The sequence below is a fragment of the Idiomarina piscisalsi genome (genome assembly GCF_003987095.1).
Classification (GTDB): Bacteria; Pseudomonadota; Gammaproteobacteria; order Enterobacterales; family Alteromonadaceae; genus Idiomarina; species Idiomarina piscisalsi.
Genome location: NZ_PIQA01000001.1, coordinates 158820 through 179249 on the forward strand (window position 1 = coordinate 158820; position 20430 = coordinate 179249).

The following is a 20430-nucleotide window of genomic DNA, read 5'->3' on the forward strand; positions in this document are numbered from 1 at the left end:
TGTCACCTTATATGGCACCTCATCATTAGTATCCGTCCGGTGCCAGAATAACGTTGTTTCGTCCGTTTTCTTTCGCTTGATACAGTGCTTTGTCAGCACGCTCAAAAACAGACACTGTGGTGTCGTTGTTATTTTTAAAAGACGCCACGCCTGCCGATACAGTAATGCGAATATCGTCAGTTTTAAACTTAAATGGGATATTAGCGACTTTTTCTCGGGCTAATTCCATCTTTTCTTTTACTTGATTCTCATCAAGACAAAAGATAATAGCAAATTCTTCACCACCATAGCGACAAACAAAACCATCATTTTTTAGCGCTTTGTTCAAGGTGCCAGCGATGACCTGCAGGGTTTTATCGCCCGCAATATGTCCGAAGTTGTCATTTACGTCTTTAAAAAAGTCAACATCGGCAATGGCGATGGTGAGAGCGGTTTGCCCTTTTTGCCAACGTGCAAACTCCATATTCAATCGTTCTTCAAACGCAGAGCGGTTAGGCAATTTTGTTAACGCGTCCTGTAAACTGCGGAATTTTTGTTGTGCCAGCTCTCGCTTGTAACGCTCAACTTCCGCTTCTGTCTGGCGTAATTTGTCTTCAAGTTCGCTAGTATTTTTGGTGAAGTTTTCGCGCTCTTGGTTTTGTAGCAAGATATGCTGCTCCAACGTAACCCCCAGTTGCTCTAACTTGCTGCCTACCGTTTCCTTCAGTTCGAAAAGCTCTGAAGCACCATGAACACAGTCAGAAATATCAGATACGCCCAACTTTAGCTTTTCATTGAGCTCGCTGCGCTGCTCGTCAAAGTAAACGGAGGTACTAACCGTCGTACCCAGAATACTATTAACAGACTCTAATGAAGCGTTGAGTTGCTGTAAAAAGCTCTGAGCCGACTTACGTTCTTCATTCACGCTGTTGAAAATAAGCCGCATAACTTTAAGGCTGATGGTCATCAGGGTGTCGAGGCTTTGAGGTTTTTGCAGCGCTGTTTTAACTTGTTGTAATGCTTCTGCGGAGTTACCGCTAAATTCAACTTCGCTTAACAAATCAAATAATTGAGCTTGATAGGTCTCAGTAGCAACGGCATCTGCTTTGGGTTCGTTTTTAGTGACAGCGCATTGGTGTGATAAATTCAGTAAGCGATTAACCAGCGGCAAATAGTGGGTAAGCGCCATGGTCGGCTTTTCAAACGCTTTCTCAATACTGGCCAATTCTTTTTCAGCTTGCCTTGTTGAGGGTTCGAGTTTCGCCAAAGCGTTTGAGATAGTGTCAGTGGTTTGCTTAGTTTGCTGCTGAAATTTAATGGTGTAATCAGCAATAGCACCGCTGAGCTTTTCAATCAGCGGGTCAAGTACAGCAGCCGATGCATTTTGCTGAATTTGGCTACGAAGTTGGTGAATAATGGAGTCTAAATCGTTGTCAACACCATTGAGCGCCAGGCACAACTGATTAACAAACTCAGAGTAGCGCTCTGAGTCACGGCGATAATCGTCCTCGAGTTGTTTTCTCGACTGAATGCTTTGTTTTAATTTCTTGCTTAGGTGTTGCACCTGCTCTTGCGGTGTTTCAGGTATTGACACTACTCACCTTCTTACTTTACTGACAACTTAGGTTAATACGAACCTTTAGGTGACAAAGTTTATCGGTTTCTTCATTAAATACTACTCCCAGATTGTGGTAGTCTTATCATTTATTTCCTAACAAAAAAGTCGAAAATAGCGGGGACGTACTGTGCGTATAAGCGTATTAGCATTATCGGTTCTATTAACATCTTCTGCGGCTTGGGCAGATACTGACTATAAAATTGATCTGACTCAACCAGAACACCAGCGAGGGAACGTTAGCATTACGTTCCCTGAAACGAACGAGCAGTTTCTGGACATTAAAATGCCGGCCTGGCGCACAGGGTATTATCGTATTTTAAATTTGGCCAATGGAGTTAGGGACTTTACCGCGAAAACGAACGGACAGAACCTGCGCTGGGAAAAAGTGGATAAAAGTACCTGGCGTATCCACTTACCGAAAAACGCGGGTGAAGTGACGGTTAATTATGAAATCTATGCTGATCAGCTGGGCCGCAGAAGTCGTCATATTGACGACAGCCACGCCTACTTAGATGCATCCGCGGTTTTTATGTACGCTGATAAATGGCGTAACGACCCGGTCAAAGTTTCCTTAGACGTACCTTCTGAGTGGCGCAGCTATTCCGGTATGGAGCGCGAGGGTGATCATAGCTTTGTCGCCGATAACTGGGATGTATTGGTCGACTCGCCAATAGAAACAGGTATTAATAAGCACTTTGCCTTTGAACAGGGCGGACGCGACTATGAAGTGGTGTTCTGGGGCGAAGGCAACTACGGCGCTGAACAGACAGTTGCAGACCTGGAAAAATTAGTAGCTACCGGTGACTCTATTTGGAGCAGTTACCCTTATGAGCGCTACGTTTTTATGATTCATGCAACTTCCGGGGCTGGTGGGGCAACCGAGCATAAAAATTCAACGGTTATTCAACGCCCACGTTATAGCTTTGCCAGTCGGGATGATTATTTGTCGTTTATGTCGACGGCATCTCACGAATTCGTACATACCTGGAACGTGAAGGCTTATCGGCCAGACGGTCTGGTGCCTTACGACTACCAAAAAGAGAACTATACAGACTTATTCTGGATAGCCGAAGGCTCAACCAGTTACTTCCAAAATCATTTGCTGCTGCAGGCAGGCATTATGGAACCGGAAGAGTACTTTGAGCGGCTAGCGAGCGGTATCGATCGCTATAATGCGAAGCCTGGCCGCGAGGTTATGTCAGTGGCAGAGGCTTCTTTTGAAGCTTGGATTGATCAGTATGGAGATCGTGCTCACAACGACTCCGTAAGTATTTATTCGGAAGGTGCGTTAGTCTCCTGGATGCTCGATAATGCGTTACTTGAGGCAACGGACGGTGAGGTTAGCTATCGCGATGTACACAACGAACTTTACAAGCGCTTTGATGCCGACGAACAGGGCTTTAAGGCCAGCGATGTGCTGGCAATTCTTAATGACTTAACTGGTGACTCGTGGCAGCAATGGTGGCAGAACAATGTCGAAACACCAGCAGCCGATATTCCATTTGAGAAAATGCTGAACGATGCGGGCTTAAAGCTGGTCTACGAAGAAAATGATGAGCCAGAAAACTGGACAGGTTGGCGTGCATCAAAAGTAGACGGTGGTATGGAGTTGACTCAAGTCAGCCGTGGTAGCCCGGCATGGGAAGCTGGCTTTAGGCCGGATGATGTCATTGTTGCGTACGACGGCCATACGGTTATGCAGGGGCGTTTTGAGGAAGCGCTTCAAGAGTATGAAGCGGGTGACGAAGTTAAGGTCACTTTCTTCCGTCGTAATCAATTGCATGAAAAAACGCTGAAGCTCGAGCAGACACCGGCAACCGATGCTTCGATTAAGCCAGTAGACGCGCCTACTGCTGAACAGAAAGCGCGCTTCTTACAGTGGTTGCAAATTCCGCACCCAAACGCGTAACTTCCTGAACCTTTACTGACGGGCCATGCGCTGCATTTGCGGCGCTGGCTCGAAATTGGAGCGAAACGGGTTTATATCCAGCCCACCTCGTCGTGTGTAGCGTGCGTAAACACTCAGCTTCTTAACACCAAGAGCGAGTATGTCCTGAAAAATTCGCTCGACACATTGCTCATGAAACTCATTGTGACCCCGAAAAGACACCAAATAAGCTAATAAAGCCGCTCTGTCTATTTTAGGCCCCTGATAATGAATGGAGACTGACCCCCAGTCGGGCTGGTTGGTGATTAAGCAGTTTGATTTTAGCAAGTGGCTGTGCAGCTTTTCTTCTACTTCTTCAGCATTGTCTTCAAGCTTCAACAGCTCCGGGCGGTAATCATAATGCTCAATATCGATATCCTGCGTGTCTATGCATTCGCCCTGAAAGTCAGCAATAGCTTCATGAGCCACACGACTTAATGGGGTCAGTTGGACAGACACTGAGTCGCCTGCACAGGCTGACAAATCTTTTTTCATAATGTTTTGAACGTCGCTCCAAGTGTCGAAACGGCTGTCATTAAAGCTGTTAAGGTATAACTTGAAAGACTTTGACTCGATCAGGTTAGGGCTGGCAGCAGGCACTTCAAAATAACCGATAGCTACTTGCGGTAAGCCTTTGGTATTCAACCATGAGAGTTCATAACCGGTCCATTGATCAACACCGCTAAAGGGAAGTTCGCCTGAAATGCCAATAGGCTCCCGGTTTAATGAGCGTGGAACAGCCTGTAACTGAGTGGAATCGTATTGGCTTGGGTATTCGGTTTGCTGGCCAAGGCTTAAATGGCCGAGTGCATCCTTTTTTGGCATTTGTGTCACTCCGTACGTACAATGACGCCATTGTAAAATGTCTGAGTGAGCAGTACCAGATGCAGAATTTAGAAAGTGTGTTAGATAACCTCATTGAAAGCTACGTTGAGAAATTGCCGGTTCGTTATACCGAGTATGTTTCGGAATGGGGTAGTCCCATTTATGGCACTGTAATAGATGATGATACGGTAGAGTGGAGCCCCGTTAAGCAGGCGTCGCCGTTGTCTTTTGAAGACCTGGAAAAGGCCCTTGAAACAACTTTCCATGACAGTATAAAAACGGTCTTTGGGCGCTGGTTTGCCGGTGATTTATCGCTGGAATACGACGGGCATCCGGTGACTTTATTACAAGTGCAAAGCCCTGAGGACGGTGAGCGATTATTGGCAAATCTGACCGGTCATATCCTTATGAAGCGTCGTTTAAAACAACCCGAAACGGTGTTTATTGGTTTAGGTGTTGAGAATGATGACTTGTTGGTGTCTATCGATAATTCGACCGGGCAAGTCGGTTTAGAGTGGGTTGGCAAAGAGCAGCATGAGTACCTTGCTGACTCTCTGGAAGACTGGCTGATAAAGTGCCAACCAAAGGACCCTTCTTCTGCAATTGAGTGACTCGACAGTCTGTTAAAAAAAGGTTAGCTTGATGTTTATCAAGAATAACAAAGAGGTTGTCCGGGATGCAGGGGCTAACAGAGGCTACAGAGCAGGAAATACAACACGCCAGTGAACAAAGCAGTGGCGAGGTGCAGGGGGAGTTGACCTACCTGGTTGCTGAAGACCTGAAGGTTGCAGCCTCGTTACTTTTTCAGACTTACTATGACGACGAGCTGTTGCAAAAGATTTTTCGCGCCGACAAAGCGGACTATGATAAACGGTTAAGAGCCGCTATTCGGGAAGATCTCACCTCATTTTGGGAAAGCGGGCAGCCAATTATTGGCATTAGAGATGGTGGTACCTTACTGGGCGTAGCCTGCCTGACCCGACCGGGAAAAAGCTTTGGCCCCGGGCGCTTTTGGCATTGGCGCATTAGTATGTTGTTGACAGCGGGCTTCTTAAGTACCAAACAAGTCATGGAAAAAGAGCGCCGTATTCAGGAAGCGATGCCAAATGTTCCTTACCATATGCTGGCGTTTATTGCGGTAGCGCCACAGTACCAACAGCAGGGCATTGGTCATTTATTGGTGGAGGCTGCGAAGTCAGCGTTTCAGGAAGACCCCGAGTCTCAGGGAATTGCAGTCTTTGTAACTCGTGCAGACTATCAGGCCTTTTTCAAAAAGCGTGGGTATCGTCTGCAAGCGCAAATCGAATTTGAAACACTGCCCGGTGAGTTGTTGTTTTACCCAAAGGAGGAGGCTGAATAATGAGCTACTCCAGCTTTAAAGAGTTTTACCCTTACTACTTACAGGAGCATTCCGACACGCGTTGCCGAGCCTTACATTATATTGGCAGCACTCTGGTACTCATTGTACTTGCCTATGCGCTGTTTACTCAAAGCTACTGGTGGTTGTTGGCTGTGCCGGTTATTGGTTATGGCTTTGCATGGCTAGGTCACTTTATTTTCGAGAAAAACAAACCGGCGACCTTCAAATACCCACTGTACAGCCTGATGGGCGACTGGGTTATGTACAAAGACGCTTGGGTTAACTTACTGACCGGGCACTCTAAAGGGCGGTAACTCGACACCAATTAACCGCTGATTGTGTAGTGTTAAATCCCCCTCGTAGCGGGTTTCACCGTCACTGGAAAAGCCCAGTTTAAAGGTACTGCGCCAACCTGGTTGACTGCCTTTAAACGACCAGTGCGTTTTATCTCGCCGAATGTCTAAGAACTGCAAACCTTGTTGCTTACAGTAATAAATGGCGTGTTTTTGAGCGCTTTCCGATTGCTGTCGGTGTTGCCAAAACACCCAAACCGCAAGCAGTAAAACCAGAAAGACAATGACATCGAGTAAATTCATACGGTTATTGCACCTGCGACTTCAAGCGGTTCAGCGCCTGTTGTACCGGCTCTGAAAGTTGCTGTTGCGCAATGACAGACAGTAACTGTGGACGCACCGTTGGCAGTGCGATGATGTCTTGGAAAAGCGCGTCAAATAAGGTCACATCCAGTTTAGCAATAGCGTTGAGGTAACTATTTAAGGTTGTCGGATTTGCCAAAACACGCCATAAACGAGCCGCAATAACGACCAATTGGTCCGCATTAGCGGTCTTAATCAGTGACGCAATTTGTTTTTGCACTCTTGGCTCATCTGACGCGCTTGCTAATGCTCTCAACGCGTCTGTTATGAGCTCTGAATTTTCTGTGTTTATCAGCTCCAGTAACGCGTTGCGTAAGTGCGCTGGTATAGACTGATGCTCGAGTGCCGCGGCCAGAGGCGAACGTACACCGTCGGGGTAGCTCGCAAAGTGTTCAGCAATGGCCGCACTGATATCGTTACGCTGCATTAAACGTGCAGCAACATCATGAAGCCCTTGTAAGCCGATATTTTGCCAATTCTGACTGCCGTTTGGTTTTAGCAAATAAGCCTCAGCCGCCTCAAAATGAATAGACGGTGATAAGTTATGTTGGCATTGAACATGAGCGTGCAAGGCTGCTCGCTGTGTTTCTGACGGTGTGAGCAAATAGGGGTTCTGCTGCAACTGCTCTTGTTGTTCCTCAGTGAGCTCGCCGGTAATTTCGTGCCCCAGCGCGTTAATCACATACTCGAGATATTGATTTCGCGCTGCCAGGTTAAGCAGGCCACGCTCGTCTAATGGAAACTGCAGAAACCATAAATAGGGTGGTTGTTCAGCGCTTTTGTGTTGGAACAGAACGGCAATTTGAGCCTGACGGGCAATTGGATAAGGGTATGGCTGTTGCTGATGCTCAATCGCGTCGAACTGCTCCTGAGAGAGCTCAGTTAAGCAACGACCAATGTCAAAAACTTGGTACTCGGTTTGGCCTGCTTTTAGAAAATCACCCAGGGTTGTAATGCTCTGCTCTGACACAAAAACTCCATTTCACTTGAATTTTGGAACGTATTAAACCACTATTGCGCCATTATAACGATTAATAACCTCATGTGGTAACGGAGTCTGATATGGAGCAGTATCAGAAAGCGGCTCGATTATTAGATAGGATTGAACGCGAGCTCAATAGTTTAGGTCTTTGGCAGTCTCACCAACCGCCAGTTCAGGCACTCGAAAGTCAGCAACCTTTTGCGGTTGATACCCTGGAATTTCATCAGTGGCTGCAATTTATCATGATACCGAAAATGTGGTCACTCATTGACGGGCAGCGGCCGCTCCCGGAAGGCACTTCTATAAGCCCAATGGCGGCTCACACCTACCGTAATGAACTCGAACAATATGAGCAACTTATTAGTCTTATCCGTGAGTTCGACGTTCTGCTAAGTGGCACTGACCCTTTGCAGGATGATCTTTAATGCGACCACCTCTGGATATTGTTTATCAGGACGATGATTTAGCCGTTATTAACAAGCCCAGTGGCTTATTGGTTCACCGCAGTCGCATTGCTAGTGAGGCCCGGGAATTTGCCATGCAAATGCTGCGCGACCAAATTGGCCAGCATGTTTACCCTGTACACCGCCTCGACAGGCCTACCTCCGGACTTTTAATCTTTGCGCTAAGTAGTGAAATAGCGACCAAAATGTCGGAAAGCTTTGCCACTAGCCAGGTAAAAAAACAATATCATGCGGTAGTCCGTGGCTATTTACCTGAGGAAGGAACTGTCGATTATCCGCTAAAAGAAGAGCTTGATAAAATTGCTGACGCACAGGCGGATAAAGACAAAGAGGCACAGGAGGCTGTGACGCATTTTCGCTGCCTGGAAAAAGTGGAATTACCCTTTAAAGTCAGCAAAAAGCACGACACGACGCGTTATTCGTTAGTCGAGTTAACCCCTGAAACAGGACGCAAGCACCAGCTACGTAGACACATGGCACACCTTCGTCATCCTATTATTGGTGACACGAACCATGGTGACGGTCGCCATAACCGGTTCTTTCGGGAACATTTTGACAGCCATAGATTGCTATTAGCGTCAACGGGAGTGGAATTTAAACACCCGGTAAGTGGCGAAACCATTTCATTAACAGTGCCACTTCCGGGTGAGTTTCTTAAGGCCTTTCAGTCAGATTAAGCCTATTGTTGTTTATTCAGCGCCTCGAAGTAGGGCGTTTATACCCACTTTGGCGCGCGTTTTCGCATCAACACGCTTAACGATAATAGCGGCATAAAGACTATGAGTACCATCTGCTGCAGGCAGTGAGCCCGGTACAACAACAGCTCCGGCTGGTACACGACCATATAGAATGCGGTCATTTTCCCGGTCATAAATGCGGGTGCTTTGGCCAATGTAAACGCCCATAGAGATAACGGCACCTTCTTCCACGATAACGCCTTCAACGATCTCAGAGCGCGCACCAATAAAGCAATTGTCTTCAATAATGGTTGGGTTTGCCTGTAATGGCTCGAGTACGCCACCAATGCCGACGCCACCCGACAAGTGCACGTTTTTACCGATTTGTGCGCAAGAGCCGACGGTAGCCCAGGTATCAACCATGCTGCCTTCACCAACGTAGGCACCGATGTTGACATAAGATGGCATGACAACAACGTTACGACCGATATAAGCGCCTTTGCGCACCATAGCCGGCGGCACGACACGCATGCCTTCGGCACGGAAGCGGGCACTGTCGTAGTCAGCGAACTTTGCCGGCACCTTGTCCCAGAAGCGAGTTTCTCCGCCTTCAATTAAGTCATTGTCGTTCAATCGAAAAGACAACAGAACCGCCTTTTTAAGCCATTGGTGTACGACCCATTCGCCTGACACTTTTTCGGCAACGCGCAGTTCACCGCGATCGATTTCGTCAATGACGTAGCGTACCGCTTCTCGTAGCTCATCGTTATCGGTGTTGGCGTTTATTTGGTCGCGATTGTCGAAAGCATCAGTAATTAATTGTTTAATGTGTTCCATGGCTCTAATTTAAAACTCCAAGTCTTTGATAATCTGTTGTTTAAGCGCTTGTTTTTGTTGCTCATCCAGCGACGTGTTGTCTTCCGAGGTTACAATGAACAAATCTTCTGCCTGCTCACCAATGGTGGTGATTTTGGCCGCCAATAAGGTGACGTTTTGCTGTTGTAAAATAGCCGCCAGTTTAGCAATAAGTCCCGGTCTGTCTAGTGTTATCAACTCAAAAGTTGTGCGCCCCTGATGCTTACTCGGAATAAAAGTCACTTCTGTTTTCACTGAGAAGTTCTTCATTCGTCGCGAAAGCGGACGGTTGGTTTTAGGAACAGGAACGCGTTTATGCAGGACATCCAGCAGCTGTTGCTTTACTTCTTCAATGCGTTGCGGCTCTGTTAACGGTTTGCCGTCGCGCTGCAGAACAATGAAGGTATCCATAACAAAGCCATCACGTGTTGCCAGTATTTGTGCGTCTAAAATACTGAGTTGCTGACTGTCCAGAACGCCGGCAACAGACGCAAATAAATGACTTTCCTCATGGTGATAGATAAACAGTTCGGTAGTGCCATAGTTGTTTTCATCGCCAATCAAAATAAGCGGCAGCTGATCGGTCGGCAAATTCAGAATGTGCTGCGAATGCCAACTAATTTGCTCTGCGGTGTGACGAAAAAAGTAGTCTGCCGTAAAGCGTCCCCAAAGGGCGTTAATGTCACTTTTATCAAAACCGGCACTGAGCAATAGTGCCATTGCGCTGGCTTTGTTTTCTTTTATTTTTTCACGGACATCCAGTGTGGGTTGGCTGCTGTCTTGTTGCAGTAAATACGCAGTTGCGTTGTAGAGCTCCTCTAAAAGAGTCGCTTTCCAGTTATTCCACAATGACTGGTTGGTAGCTCGAATGTCAGCAACCGTCAGGCAATAGAGAAAGTCCAAGCGTTCAACGGTTTGTACTTGGTTAGCGAACTCCTGAATCACTTCCGGGTCGTGAATATCACGCTTTTGGGCGGTAACAGACATGGTTAAGTGGTGACGCACTAACCAGGCAACCAGCTCTGCATCGTCTTCGGAATATCCGTGCTGATGACAGAAGTTGCGAGCATCCATTTCACCCAGCTCTGAGTGGTCTCCGCCGCGGCCTTTGGCAATATCGTGAAAGATACCGGCTAAATATAAGCAGTACTTACGTTCCATTTGCTGCACAATTTTTTCGCACAGCGGAAATTGTTCGGCGTATTTCTCGTCGCTATACCGATACAAGTTCCTGACTAAGCGGAAGGTGTGCTCGTCTACCGTGTAAGCATGGAAAAGATCAAACTGCATTTGCCCGACAATTTGCTGCCACTGTGGCAAGTAGCTGGCCAGTACACTGTGATGGTGCATTAACGAAAATGCCAAACCGCATCCACGCTCATGCTGAATAAGCTGATTAAATTTATTTCGACAGTCTGGGTTGTGGCTAAGCGGCTCAGTCAACTGCGCACGGGCGTTACGAATTAGCCTGATAGTGTTCGAATGAATGCCGGTTATCTGTGGGTACTCGGCAATACAAACAAAGGCTCGAATTAAGTTAACCGGGTTGTCAAAAACTTCGTCATGACGTGCGGTTAGTAGTGTATTCGAGATAGCAAAGTCACGGTCAATGAGCTCAGCGTCCTGAAGGTCTTGCGTGCCTAAAATAGCCTGATGAAAGAACTGCAATAACATTTGGTTGAGCTCACTGACTCGAAGAACCACCTTGAAGTAGTCCTTCATCATTGTTTCGACGGACGACTTCCCTTCGTTTCCGTACCCTAACCGTACCGCTACACCGGGCTGGAAGTCGAAAAGTAGTCTATCTTCACGTTTTCCGGCTTCTATATGCAGTGCAAAGCGTATCCGCCAAAGCCAGTTCATACAGTCCCTTAACTCAACGAATTCATCGGCGGTCATATAGCCATACTCAACCAAGTTTTCATCTGAATGAGTCTGAAAATGACGCTTAGCAATCCAGCCTATGGTCTGAATATCACGCAGTCCGCCCGGGCTAGACTTAATATTGGGTTCGAGGTTATAGGATGTACTGTGGTATTGCTGATGCCGCTGTCGCTGCTCATCCAACTTTGCCTGATAAAAATCACGGCTGCTCCAGGGGAAATCATTTATTAAGTGCTGCTGAAATTCATTGAATAGATCCTCTGAGCCAGTGAGGAAACGGCTTTCAATGAGATTGGTTGCAACGGTAATATCGTCAGCGGCTTGTTGAAAGCATTCATCTATGGAGCGAACAGAATGGCCGATATCCAGGTGCAAATCCCATAGAAAAGTAATGAGCCGGCTGAGTTTGTCTTCAACCATGCGAAGGCTATCGCTTTTTGGGTCAACCAGTATCAGTAGGTCAATATCAGAGCCGGGATGCAGAGTTTCGCGACCGTAGCCTCCTGCCGCAATTAAAGTAGCGGGCTCTTCATTAAGTTCAAATTGTGACCACAATTGTTCGAGTAATTGATCAAAAAAAGTGGCTCGGTGATGAACCAGTTCGTCAATGTCAGCGGTAACAAAACGAGTGGCTGACCAGTTTTGGTAACTGGTCAGTAACTCTTTATAGTCTTTTGTTTGCGGAGGGCTGTTACGGCTGGGCCAATGGCCGTGAAAGTCTTTATCATTGTCAGCATTGGCCATAAGCGTATACCTTTAGTCGTTGTGTTCAATGACGCGTTGTAAATCAGTCTCGTCGTTACGCAAAGTAAGCACTTCAACGCCGTTGTCAGTTACTAGTAATGTATGTTCCCACTGCGCGCTTAAACTGCGATCTTTCGTTAATACTGTCCAACCATCTTTCATAAGCTTTGTTTGGCGTTTTCCGGCGTTGACCATAGGCTCAATAGTAAAGCACATGCCGGGTTTTAACTCCTCACCAGTACCTGCTTTGCCGTAATGCAGAACTTGAGGATCTTCGTGGAAAACCGCACCAATGCCGTGTCCGCAATATTCGCGAACGATTGAATAGCCGTGGCCTTCAGCGTGCTTCTGAATGACTTTTGCAAAGTCACCAAGACGAATACCCGGTTTAACCATTTCAATGGCTTTATAAAGAGACTCCTGGGTTACTCGAATCAGACGTTCAGCTAAAATAGAAGGCTTACCAACGACGAACATTTTGGAAGTATCGCCGTGATAGCCATCGAGCTTCACTGTGACATCGATATTCATGATATCACCATCTTTGAGTTTCTTTGGTCCGGGGATACCATGGCAAACGCAATGGTTAACCGAAGTGCAAATGGATTTAGGGAAACCGTGGTAATTTAACGGAGCAGGATAGGCACCGTGATCGGTTATGTATTTGTGGCAAATGTCATCTAGCTCTTCAGTGGTCACACCGGGTTTTACGTATTCCCCTATCATTTCCAAAACACTGGCGGCGAGCTTGCCCGCTGCGCGCATCTTTTCAATTTCTTCCGGAGTCTTAATAGAGATGCTCATTTTGTTATTCGTCCATACCGCTCATAAAAAACGACAGTTTAACAGCCGCAGTAAAACTTCGCTATGTTCACTCACTAAGGGATTCTAAAAACACGATTTAAGTGGTTTTTAGTTGTTGTTGCAGCGGCTTTATGGTATAAAACGCACGCTTTTTCGGTTGGTCGGATATTCTCTTAATAAATGGTCACCGCAAATAGCAACTTAATAAACAATTGTATAATCCACACATACACCGGCACATAAGGCGGGGTGCTTAGCTAGACTAAGTCGGCTTATGGGGTGTATGGAGGCTTAACCCCTTACAAAAGGAAAATATTATGGCTAACGTGTCAATGCGTGACATGCTGAAAGCAGGTGTCCACTTCGGTCACCAAACTCGTTTCTGGAACCCGAAAATGAAACCTTACATTTTCGGCGCTCGTAACAAGATTCATATCATTAACCTCGAAAAGACTGTGCCAATGTTCAACGATGCGTTGAGCTACATGCAGCACGTTGCTTCAAACAAAGGTAAAATCCTGTTTGTTGGTACTAAGCGCGCAGCGTCTGAAGCGGTTAAAGAAGCAGCTAATAACTGTGGTCAGTACTACGTTAACCACCGTTGGTTAGGCGGTATGCTGACTAACTGGAAAACAGTTCGTCAGTCTATCAAGCGTTTGAAAGACCTTGAAACAATGAGCCAAGACGGCACTTTCGACAAGCTGACTAAGAAAGAAGCGTTGGTTAACACCCGCGAAATGGAAAAGCTTGAGAAAGGTTTAGGCGGTATCAAGAACATGGGCGGTTTGCCTGACGTTCTTTTCGTTATCGATGCTGACCACGAGCACATTGCAATTAAAGAAGCGAACAACCTGGGTATTCCTGTTGTTTCTGTTGTTGACACCAACTCAGATCCAGACGGCGTTGACTACATTGTTCCAGGTAACGATGACGCAATCCGTGCGGTACAGTTATACCTGAACTCAGCTGCTGATGCGATTAAAGAAGCGCGCGTAGCACAGGTTGAAGCGAAAGACTCTGACGACTTCGTCGAAGCAAGTGAATAATCGAGGATAGAGATCATGGCAATTACAGCAGCTCAAGTTAAAGAACTGCGCGAGCGCACAGGCGCTGGCATGATGGACTGCAAAAAAGCATTGCAGGAAGTCGACGGCGATATGGAAGCCGCAATTGAACTGATGCGTAAAAGTGGTCAGGCAAAAGCCGCTAAGAAAGCGGGCCGTGTTGCCGCTGAAGGTGTTATTTTAGTTAAGTCTGAAGGCAGCCAGGCGACATTAGTTGAACTGAACTGTGAAACTGACTTCGTTGCTCGTGACGAAAACTTCTTAGGCTTCGGTGAGAAAGTTATCAACGCTGCGTTTGCAAACAAAGAAAACGACGTTGAAAAACTGAAAGCAACCGACATCGGTGGTGAAACCGTTGAGAAAACTCGCGAAAACTTAGTCGCTAAAATCGGCGAGAACATGAATGTTCGTCGCGTTCAAACGATTGAAGCTGGCGACGTTGTTGCAACTTATACGCACGGTGCTCGCATCGGTGTTGCTGTTGCATTAAACGGTGGTGATGAAGACTTAGCTCGTGACCTGTGTATGCACGTTGCAGCAAGCAGCCCTCAGTTTGTTAAACCTGAAGACGTGGACGCAGAAGTTGTTGAAAAAGAGCGTGCTATTCAGGTTGATATCGCTATGCAAAGCGGTAAGCCTAAAGAAATCGCTGAGAAAATGGTTGAAGGCCGTATGCGTAAGTTTACCGGCGAAATCAGCCTGACTGGTCAGCCTTTCGTTAAAGATCCATCAATGACTGTTGGTGAATTATTGAAGAAAGCTGGCGCTGACGTTGTTACTTTCGTGCGCTTTGAAGTGGGCGAAGGCATTGAGCGTAAAGAAGAAGACTTTGCTTCTGAAGTTCAGGCTCAAGTGGCAGCAGCGAACAAAGGTTAATCTGGTGGTTTCGACCAACTTGATAACATAAAATACAACCGCGTCTTGAGCGTTCAGGACGCGGTTTTTTTTAACCTAAAAAAGAGTAGAGGCAATAATGACTACCCATCCTAAACCCAGTTATCGACGCATATTGTTAAAGCTCAGTGGTGAAGCGCTTATGGGCGATGAGCCATTTGGTATCGACGCCAAGGTCTTAGACCGTATGGCGCAAGAAATTAAAGAACTGGTTGAACTTGGGGTTCAGGTCGGCTTGGTCATTGGTGGCGGTAACTTGTTCCGCGGAGAAGGCCTTGCTAAAGCCGGTATGAATCGGGTTGTGGGCGACCACATGGGTATGTTGGCAACGGTCATGAACGGTCTTGCTATGCGTGATGCATTGCACCGGGCTTTCGTTAACGCTCGCCTTATGTCAGCAATTGAATTGACCGGCGTGTGCGATAGCTACAACTGGGCCGAAGCCATTAGTTTGCTTAAATCAGGCCGCGTTGTTATTTTCTCTGCGGGTACGGGAAATCCGTTTTTCACCACAGATTCCGCAGCATGTTTACGCGGTATCGAAATAGAAGCTGAAATGGTTCTTAAGGGAACCAAAGTTGATGGTGTCTATTCAGATGATCCGGTGAGTAACCCGGATGCCACACTATATAAGCACATAAGCTACAATGATGTGCTGGAGAAACAACTGAAAGTCATGGATTTAGCGGCATTTACGCTAGCCCGGGACCACGGCTTGCCAATTCGGGTATTCAACATGAATAAGCCTGGCTCTCTACGATCAGTGATTCTTGGTGAAGAAGAAGGTACACTGATCAGTCACGAAGCAGAATAAGACAGATTCTAAGATTAAAGGGTACAAACAGTGATAAAAGAAATTATTGAAGATGCAAAGTCGCGCATGGAAAAGAGTGTAGAATCACTGCGCAGTCAAATGTCAAAAGTACGTACGGGTCGTGCTCACCCAAGCATTCTTGATGGTGTCATGGTTAATTACTACGGTACAGATACGCCGCTTAAACAGTTGGCTAATATCACGACTGAAGACTCTAGGACTCTGGCTCTGACTGTATTTGATAAATCATCATCGCAAGCCGTCGAAAAAGCAATTATGGATTCCGACTTAGGTTTGAATCCAGCGTCTGCAGGTGCTGTTATTCGTATTCCGTTACCACCGCTAACGGAAGAGCGTCGTAAGGACTTAGTGAAGATTGTTCGTGCGGAAGCTGAACAAGGCCGTGTCGCCGTACGTAACATTCGTCGCGATGCAAACGGTGACATTAAAGAGTTGTTGAAAGAAAAAGAAATCACTGAAGATGAAGAACGCCAAGCGGAAGATGAAGTTCAAAAACTGACCGATAAATACGTGAAGCAAATTGACGAAGCGCTAAAAGCGAAAGAAGAAGACTTGATGGAAATATAATCATCAGGTGATGACTTCATTGGTGTATGACGCCGTGTCAGGTATACTCGCACGGCGTTTTTTAATGTTCATGGCTGATACATGAAAGAGCTACCGTCAATAAAACAATTAGTTCCCAAACACGTCGCTATTATAATGGATGGTAATGGGCGTTGGGCGAAACAGCGTGGCAAAGCACGGACATCGGGTCACAAGGCCGGAGCCGAAGCGGTGCGTCGTGCGGTTGCCTTTGCAAGACGTAACGGCATAGAGTCGTTGACGCTTTTTGCATTCAGTAGTGAGAACTGGAACAGACCCGCGACAGAAGTTTCTCTGTTAATGGAGCTGTTTATGTCGGTTCTTAAAAAAGAAGTGGTGAAGCTGGACGGGAATAATATTCAGCTACGCATTATTGGCGATAAAAGCCGCTTCTCGAAAAGGTTGCAAAAGCAAATTGCTCAAGCAGAAGAAAAAACAGCAGGCAATGACCAATTAATTCTGAACATTGCTGCCAACTACGGCGGGCAATGGGATATTACTCAAGCCTGCAGGGCGTTGGCCAAAAAAGTTGAAGGTGGCGACTTAACCGCAGAAGAAATAACAGAAGAGGCGCTGGCAGATAATTTAATGCTGTCTGACCAAGCCACACCTGACTTATTGATTCGCACAGGTGGCGAGCACCGCATCAGCAATTTTCTGTTATGGCAACTGGCGTATGCAGAGCTGTTCTTTACGCCGGTATTATGGCCAGACTTTGACGATACAACCTTTGCAGCGGCCATTAACGATTTTGCACAGCGTGAACGTCGGTTTGGGCTGACAAGTGAACAGCTAACTATGTTAATGCAAGACATAGACACTCGAACAGAGGAATAACACTTGCTAAAACAACGAATTATAACGGCATTATTACTCATTCCAATTGCGCTTTATTGCGTCTTTTTGCTCCCACTTTGGGGCTTTTCATTGTTTATTCAGGCCGTCATTATGATGGGCGCCTGGGAATGGTCTCCGCTAATGGGGGTACGTCGTAAATCAGCAAGAATTGCATATGTTGCCTTTATAGGAGCCATAATTGGTGTGTTGTCGTGGCTGGTTCCCTTGGGCGATTTATGGGGAAATGACGGCGCATTAAACAGCGTGACTTATTACACGATAGTATTTGGCGGTGTTTGGTGGGTGATAGCACTGGCTTTAATTGTCAATTATCCATCGAGTCGACGTGTTTGGTCTCGGACACGGGCAATTGTTGGCGTGTTTGGAATGCTTATTTTCATTCCGACCTGGGCGGCCTTAATGACTGTTCGCTCAATTAATTTTGAAGACAATCCCTATTTTGGTGGTTGGGTCGTTCTGTTTATTCTCTTGCTGGTGTGGGCAGCTGACGTAGGCGCTTATTTTGCCGGTGTGCGTTATGGTCGTAATAAAATGATGCCCGCAGTCAGCCCAGGCAAGACAATGGAAGGCCTTTGCGGTGGCGTGACTTTAGCTTTTGTTGTCATGATGGTTGTTGCGCATTGGACAAAAGTGCCGGCTGATCAGTTTACGGGCTATTACCTCACGGGACTCTTTACTGTGGTTGCCTCAGTGTTTGGTGACTTAAATGAAAGTATGTTCAAACGTAGTGCCGGTGTGAAAGATAGTGGCTCAATTTTACCCGGACACGGTGGAATTTTAGACCGAATAGACAGTCTTACAGCTGCGGTTCCTGTATTTACTTTAGCTTACCTGGAGTTTTTGCATTAATTCTATGCGCACAATAACCATACTTGGAGCAACCGGCTCTATCGGTCAGAACACGCTGGACGTTTTGTCGCGGCATCCGGGAGACTTTTCGGTATACGCACTGACGGCGCACAGTCAGGTTTCTGCTATGGCTGAATTGTGCCTTACTCACCAACCCAAGTACGCTGTAATGGGGGCCAGTCAGGCTGCTAATGACTTGAAAGCACAACTTAGCGGCAAAGTTTCAACCGTTGTTTTACATGGACTAGAAGCTCTAATTGAAGTCAGTCAAAGCAGCGATGTCGACACGGTAATGGCTGCTATTGTCGGTGCTGCTGGCTTGAAACCAACCTTAGCAGCCATAGATGCAGGTAAAACCGTTCTCTTAGCCAACAAAGAAGCCTTAGTTATGAGCGGGCAGCTGTTTATTGACCACGCGCAGCGTTCTGGCGCAAAAATACTGCCCGTCGATAGCGAACATAACGCTATTTTCCAGTGTTTGCCCGAAGCCGCCCAGGAGCAAGTTGGCGCAATGAGCCTTAACGAGCATGGCGTTGACTACTTATTATTGACCGGCTCGGGAGGGCCTTTTCGTGATTTACCCGTCGATAAGTTGGAACAGCAGACACCAAAAGCGGCGTGTAACCATCCAAACTGGTCAATGGGACAGAAAATATCTGTGGATTCGGCAACCATGCTGAACAAAGGGCTTGAATATATTGAAGCACGCTGGCTATTCAATTGTACAGAGCCAGAGTTAAAGGTGGTTATTCATCCGCAAAGCGTGATTCACTCAATGGTTCAGTTCACCGACGGTTCGGTTTTAGCACAAATGGGACAACCGGATATGCGTACACCCATTGCGCACACTCTCGGGTACCCAGATCGCTTAAAAAGCGGCGTCGGCGGCTTAGATTTTACGACGCTTAATGAGCTGACCTTCAGGCAGCCAGACTATGCTCGTTATCCGTGCTTGAAGTTGGCTATTCAGGCGTGTTGGGACGGCCAGTGGGCGACCACAACGTTAAATGCAGCTAATGAAATTGCTGTACAGGCGTTTTTAGATGGACATATTCGATTTACGGATATCGCCAACGTGTGTGACTCGGTATTGCAAAACAGCACTCCAGTTGCTGCTGAAAGCCTTGAAGTGCTTTTCAATTTAGATACCCAGTCGCGTGAGAAAGCGTCACAGTGGGTGAAGGAGTACGGTTCATGTTAGATATTTTGTGGTATGCCTTATCCTTCGTTGTCACGCTTGGAATTCTTGTTGCTTTTCATGAGTTTGGACACTTTTGGGTCGCTCGGCGTTGTGGTGTGAAGGTCCTTACATTCTCTATCGGTTTCGGACGTTCTATTTGGCAGAGACAAGCGAAAGATGGCACCGTTTATCAGGTAAGTGTCATACCTCTAGGGGGGTATGTTCGTATGCTTGATGAGCGTGTCGATGAGGTCCCGGACGCTTTAAAAGGTGTGAGCTTTAATGCTCAGTCAGTTTATAAACGCTTTGCTATAGTCGCAGCCGGTCCCATTGCAAATTTTGTATTAGCTGTGGCGGTGTTATGGCTCATGTTCGGTGTGGGAGTGCCAACTGTAAAACCGGTTGTGGGAGATGTTGAGCCGAACTCTATTGCAGCACAAGCCGGTATTCAAAAAGGCAGTGAGATACTCTATGTCGATGACGTTGAAGCTTATGACTGGCAGCAGGTTCAGTTAGGCCTGATGTCGGCGATAGGTAATGAGAAGGCAACCATAAAGTTGCGCACGAGTGATCAGAAGGAAGTCAGCCGAACCTTAAATATTGAAAACTGGACATTCGATCCCGAAACTGAGTCAACCTTTGGAAGCTTAGGTATTTCGGTCTATCAACCAGAAGTGTATACCGCTTTAGCTCGGGTCGAAGCGGATTCTCCAGCGTCTCGAGCAGGGTTGCAGGAAGGTGATGAGATTCTTGAAATTGATGGCCGAACGCTTGATAACTGGCGGTCGTTGCAGCAGAAAATTGCCGAGTCTCCGGGTACATCATTGGATATGTTGATTCTACGAAACGGGGAAAAAACAACCATTCCCGTCAAAATTGGGGAACGCGATACTGAAAATGGTGTCATAGGCTATCTTGGCGTTGCTCCAAAAACGGATGCGTTGCCGGAGGGGTATATATACAACCACCAGTACGGCTTGTTTAGCGGACTCTCGAAGGGTATTGAAAAAACTTGGGAGTTAATGGTTGTTAGCGTCAAAATGATAGGTAAACTGCTGACCGGTGATGTGTCAGTTAAAAACTTAGCAGGGCCATTGAGTATTGCAGAAGGGGCTGGCGTTAGTGCGAGCAACGGGTTTGTTTACTTTTTGAGTTTTTTAGCTCTGCTCAGTGTCAATTTGGGGATTATAAATTTATTACCGTTGCCGGTTCTCGATGGTGGTCATTTGATGTTTTATTGCATTGAATGGTTGAAAGGGAAGCCGGTATCCGAAAGAGTGCAAGATATTTGCTATAGGATAGGCGGGGTGTTGGTATTCGCGCTAATGGCGCTGGCAATATCAAATGATATCATCCGTTTTGCATTCTAAATCACGAATTAAACAATAAG

21 protein-coding genes are annotated in these 20430 nt (G+C 46.6%); 14 read left to right on the forward strand and 7 right to left on the reverse strand.

The features are described from left to right. Positions 1–25 precede the first annotated feature (25 nt). Positions 26–1573 (reverse strand): GGDEF domain-containing protein, encoded by a 1548-nt coding sequence (locus CWI73_RS00785; protein WP_126751110.1) that lies wholly within the window; start codon positions 1571–1573, stop codon positions 26–28. A 151-nt stretch (positions 1574–1724) separates the two neighbouring features. Between CWI73_RS00785 and CWI73_RS00790 the strand changes: the two genes are divergently transcribed. Next, a complete protein-coding gene (locus tag CWI73_RS00790; protein ID WP_126751112.1) occupies positions 1725–3506 on the forward strand; it encodes a M61 family metallopeptidase in 1782 nt (593 codons plus the stop codon). Between the two features lie 12 nt (positions 3507–3518). On the opposite strand, the gene queF is transcribed toward CWI73_RS00790, so the two are convergent. Continuing rightward, the gene (gene queF / locus CWI73_RS00795; protein WP_126751113.1) at positions 3519–4349 is read right to left on the reverse strand and encodes an NADPH-dependent 7-cyano-7-deazaguanine reductase QueF; all 831 of its coding nucleotides are present in this window, start codon (positions 4347–4349) and stop codon (positions 3519–3521) included. Between the two features lie 59 nt (positions 4350–4408). Here queF and syd point away from each other — a divergent pair, with 59 nt between their 5' ends. The 3 genes from syd (at position 4409) to CWI73_RS00810 (ending at position 6023) form a co-directional block, all read left to right on the forward strand. Next, positions 4409–4960, forward strand: coding sequence for a SecY-interacting protein (gene syd / locus CWI73_RS00800; RefSeq protein ID WP_126751115.1), 552 nt, complete (start codon positions 4409–4411; stop codon positions 4958–4960). 65 nt (positions 4961–5025) lie between these two features. Next, a complete protein-coding gene (locus tag CWI73_RS00805) occupies positions 5026–5709 on the forward strand; it encodes a GNAT family N-acetyltransferase (protein WP_126751117.1) in 684 nt (227 codons plus the stop codon). Beyond that, a complete protein-coding gene (locus CWI73_RS00810) occupies positions 5709–6023 on the forward strand; it encodes an Mpo1-like protein (protein ID WP_053952701.1) in 315 nt (104 codons plus the stop codon). Before CWI73_RS00805 ends, CWI73_RS00810 begins: the two co-directional genes overlap by 1 nt. On the opposite strand, the gene CWI73_RS00815 is transcribed toward CWI73_RS00810, so the two are convergent. Both CWI73_RS00815 and CWI73_RS00820 read right to left on the reverse strand, forming a co-directional pair. After that, the gene (locus tag CWI73_RS00815; protein WP_053952700.1) at positions 5994–6305 is read right to left on the reverse strand and encodes a DUF3301 domain-containing protein; all 312 of its coding nucleotides are present in this window, start codon (positions 6303–6305) and stop codon (positions 5994–5996) included. The genes CWI73_RS00810 and CWI73_RS00815 overlap by 30 nt on opposite strands. A 4-nt stretch (positions 6306–6309) precedes the next feature. After that, the gene (locus tag CWI73_RS00820) at positions 6310–7335 is read right to left on the reverse strand and encodes a DUF3549 family protein (RefSeq protein WP_126751118.1); all 1026 of its coding nucleotides are present in this window, start codon (positions 7333–7335) and stop codon (positions 6310–6312) included. A gap of 92 nt (positions 7336–7427) precedes the next feature. On the opposite strand from CWI73_RS00820, the gene CWI73_RS00825 reads away from it, so the two are divergent. Continuing rightward, positions 7428–7772 (forward strand): YqcC family protein, encoded by a 345-nt coding sequence (locus tag CWI73_RS00825; protein ID WP_126751120.1) that lies wholly within the window; start codon positions 7428–7430, stop codon positions 7770–7772. Then, the gene (truC, locus tag CWI73_RS00830) at positions 7772–8488 is read left to right on the forward strand and encodes a tRNA pseudouridine(65) synthase TruC (RefSeq protein WP_126751121.1); all 717 of its coding nucleotides are present in this window, start codon (positions 7772–7774) and stop codon (positions 8486–8488) included. The genes CWI73_RS00825 and truC overlap by 1 nt, the downstream gene beginning before the upstream one ends. Positions 8489–8500: 12 nt before the next feature. Here the strand turns inward: truC and dapD are convergent, their stop codons facing one another. From dapD to map, 3 genes are read right to left on the reverse strand one after another with little or no spacing between them, the layout of a single operon-like run. Beyond that, positions 8501–9325 carry a 2,3,4,5-tetrahydropyridine-2,6-dicarboxylate N-succinyltransferase gene (gene dapD / locus CWI73_RS00835; RefSeq protein WP_126751122.1) on the reverse strand — a complete coding sequence of 275 codons (825 nt, stop codon included), beginning with the start codon at positions 9323–9325 and terminating at the stop codon, positions 8501–8503. 9 nt (positions 9326–9334) lie between these two features. Next, entirely contained in the window at positions 9335–11971 is a 2637-nt protein-coding gene (gene glnD, locus CWI73_RS00840; RefSeq protein WP_126751123.1) for a [protein-PII] uridylyltransferase, read from the reverse strand. 12 nt (positions 11972–11983) lie between these two features. Further along, complete coding sequence (map, locus tag CWI73_RS00845) at positions 11984–12775, reverse strand: type I methionyl aminopeptidase (protein ID WP_126751124.1); 792 nt, start codon at positions 12773–12775, stop codon at positions 11984–11986. 317 nt (positions 12776–13092) lie between these two features. Between map and rpsB the strand changes: the two genes are divergently transcribed. The 8 genes from rpsB (at position 13093) to rseP (ending at position 20410) form a co-directional block, all read left to right on the forward strand. Then, positions 13093–13821 carry a 30S ribosomal protein S2 gene (rpsB, locus tag CWI73_RS00850; protein WP_053952693.1) on the forward strand — a complete coding sequence of 243 codons (729 nt, stop codon included), beginning with the start codon at positions 13093–13095 and terminating at the stop codon, positions 13819–13821. 15 nt (positions 13822–13836) lie between these two features. Continuing rightward, positions 13837–14715: a translation elongation factor Ts gene (gene tsf / locus CWI73_RS00855; protein ID WP_126751125.1), complete on the forward strand. Its 879-nt coding sequence runs from the start codon at positions 13837–13839 to the stop codon at positions 14713–14715. A 97-nt stretch (positions 14716–14812) separates the two neighbouring features. Further along, the gene (gene pyrH / locus CWI73_RS00860) at positions 14813–15547 is read left to right on the forward strand and encodes a UMP kinase (protein WP_126751126.1); all 735 of its coding nucleotides are present in this window, start codon (positions 14813–14815) and stop codon (positions 15545–15547) included. Between the two features lie 30 nt (positions 15548–15577). Next, positions 15578–16135, forward strand: coding sequence for a ribosome recycling factor (gene frr / locus CWI73_RS00865; RefSeq protein WP_088768400.1), 558 nt, complete (start codon positions 15578–15580; stop codon positions 16133–16135). 81 nt (positions 16136–16216) lie between these two features. Next, positions 16217–16990, forward strand: a complete 774-nt coding sequence (gene uppS, locus CWI73_RS00870; RefSeq protein ID WP_126751127.1) for a polyprenyl diphosphate synthase — start codon at positions 16217–16219, stop codon at positions 16988–16990. 3 nt (positions 16991–16993) lie between these two features. Continuing rightward, positions 16994–17860 (forward strand): phosphatidate cytidylyltransferase, encoded by an 867-nt coding sequence (locus tag CWI73_RS00875; protein WP_126751128.1) that lies wholly within the window; start codon positions 16994–16996, stop codon positions 17858–17860. A 4-nt stretch (positions 17861–17864) separates the two neighbouring features. Further along, positions 17865–19061, forward strand: coding sequence for a 1-deoxy-D-xylulose-5-phosphate reductoisomerase (gene ispC / locus CWI73_RS00880; protein WP_126751129.1), 1197 nt, complete (start codon positions 17865–17867; stop codon positions 19059–19061). Next, positions 19055–20410, forward strand: coding sequence for a sigma E protease regulator RseP (rseP, locus tag CWI73_RS00885; protein WP_126751130.1), 1356 nt, complete (start codon positions 19055–19057; stop codon positions 20408–20410). Before ispC ends, rseP begins: the two co-directional genes overlap by 7 nt. Positions 20411–20430 lie beyond the last annotated feature (20 nt).

Bases quoted from the DNA above. Each gene is read 5' to 3' on its own strand.
- queF (WP_126751113.1), bottom strand. From the start codon at position 4,349: ATGCCAAAAAAGGATGCACTCGGCCATTTAAGCCTTGGCCAGCAAACC.
- syd (WP_126751115.1), top strand. From the start codon at position 4,409: ATGCAGAATTTAGAAAGTGTGTTAGATAACCTCATTGAAAGCTACGTT.
- CWI73_RS00805 (WP_126751117.1), top strand. From the start codon at position 5,026: ATGCAGGGGCTAACAGAGGCTACAGAGCAGGAAATACAACACGCCAGT.
- CWI73_RS00810 (WP_053952701.1), top strand. From the start codon at position 5,709: ATGAGCTACTCCAGCTTTAAAGAGTTTTACCCTTACTACTTACAGGAG.
- CWI73_RS00815 (WP_053952700.1), bottom strand. From the start codon at position 6,305: ATGAATTTACTCGATGTCATTGTCTTTCTGGTTTTACTGCTTGCGGTT.
- CWI73_RS00825 (WP_126751120.1), top strand. From the start codon at position 7,428: ATGGAGCAGTATCAGAAAGCGGCTCGATTATTAGATAGGATTGAACGC.
- truC (WP_126751121.1), top strand. From the start codon at position 7,772: ATGCGACCACCTCTGGATATTGTTTATCAGGACGATGATTTAGCCGTT.
- dapD (WP_126751122.1), bottom strand. From the start codon at position 9,325: ATGGAACACATTAAACAATTAATTACTGATGCTTTCGACAATCGCGAC.
- glnD (WP_126751123.1), bottom strand. From the start codon at position 11,971: ATGGCCAATGCTGACAATGATAAAGACTTTCACGGCCATTGGCCCAGC.
- map (WP_126751124.1), bottom strand. From the start codon at position 12,775: ATGAGCATCTCTATTAAGACTCCGGAAGAAATTGAAAAGATGCGCGCA.
- rpsB (WP_053952693.1), top strand. From the start codon at position 13,093: ATGGCTAACGTGTCAATGCGTGACATGCTGAAAGCAGGTGTCCACTTC.
- tsf (WP_126751125.1), top strand. From the start codon at position 13,837: ATGGCAATTACAGCAGCTCAAGTTAAAGAACTGCGCGAGCGCACAGGC.
- pyrH (WP_126751126.1), top strand. From the start codon at position 14,813: ATGACTACCCATCCTAAACCCAGTTATCGACGCATATTGTTAAAGCTC.
- uppS (WP_126751127.1), top strand. From the start codon at position 16,217: ATGAAAGAGCTACCGTCAATAAAACAATTAGTTCCCAAACACGTCGCT.
- ispC (WP_126751129.1), top strand. From the start codon at position 17,865: ATGCGCACAATAACCATACTTGGAGCAACCGGCTCTATCGGTCAGAAC.
- rseP (WP_126751130.1), top strand. From the start codon at position 19,055: ATGTTAGATATTTTGTGGTATGCCTTATCCTTCGTTGTCACGCTTGGA.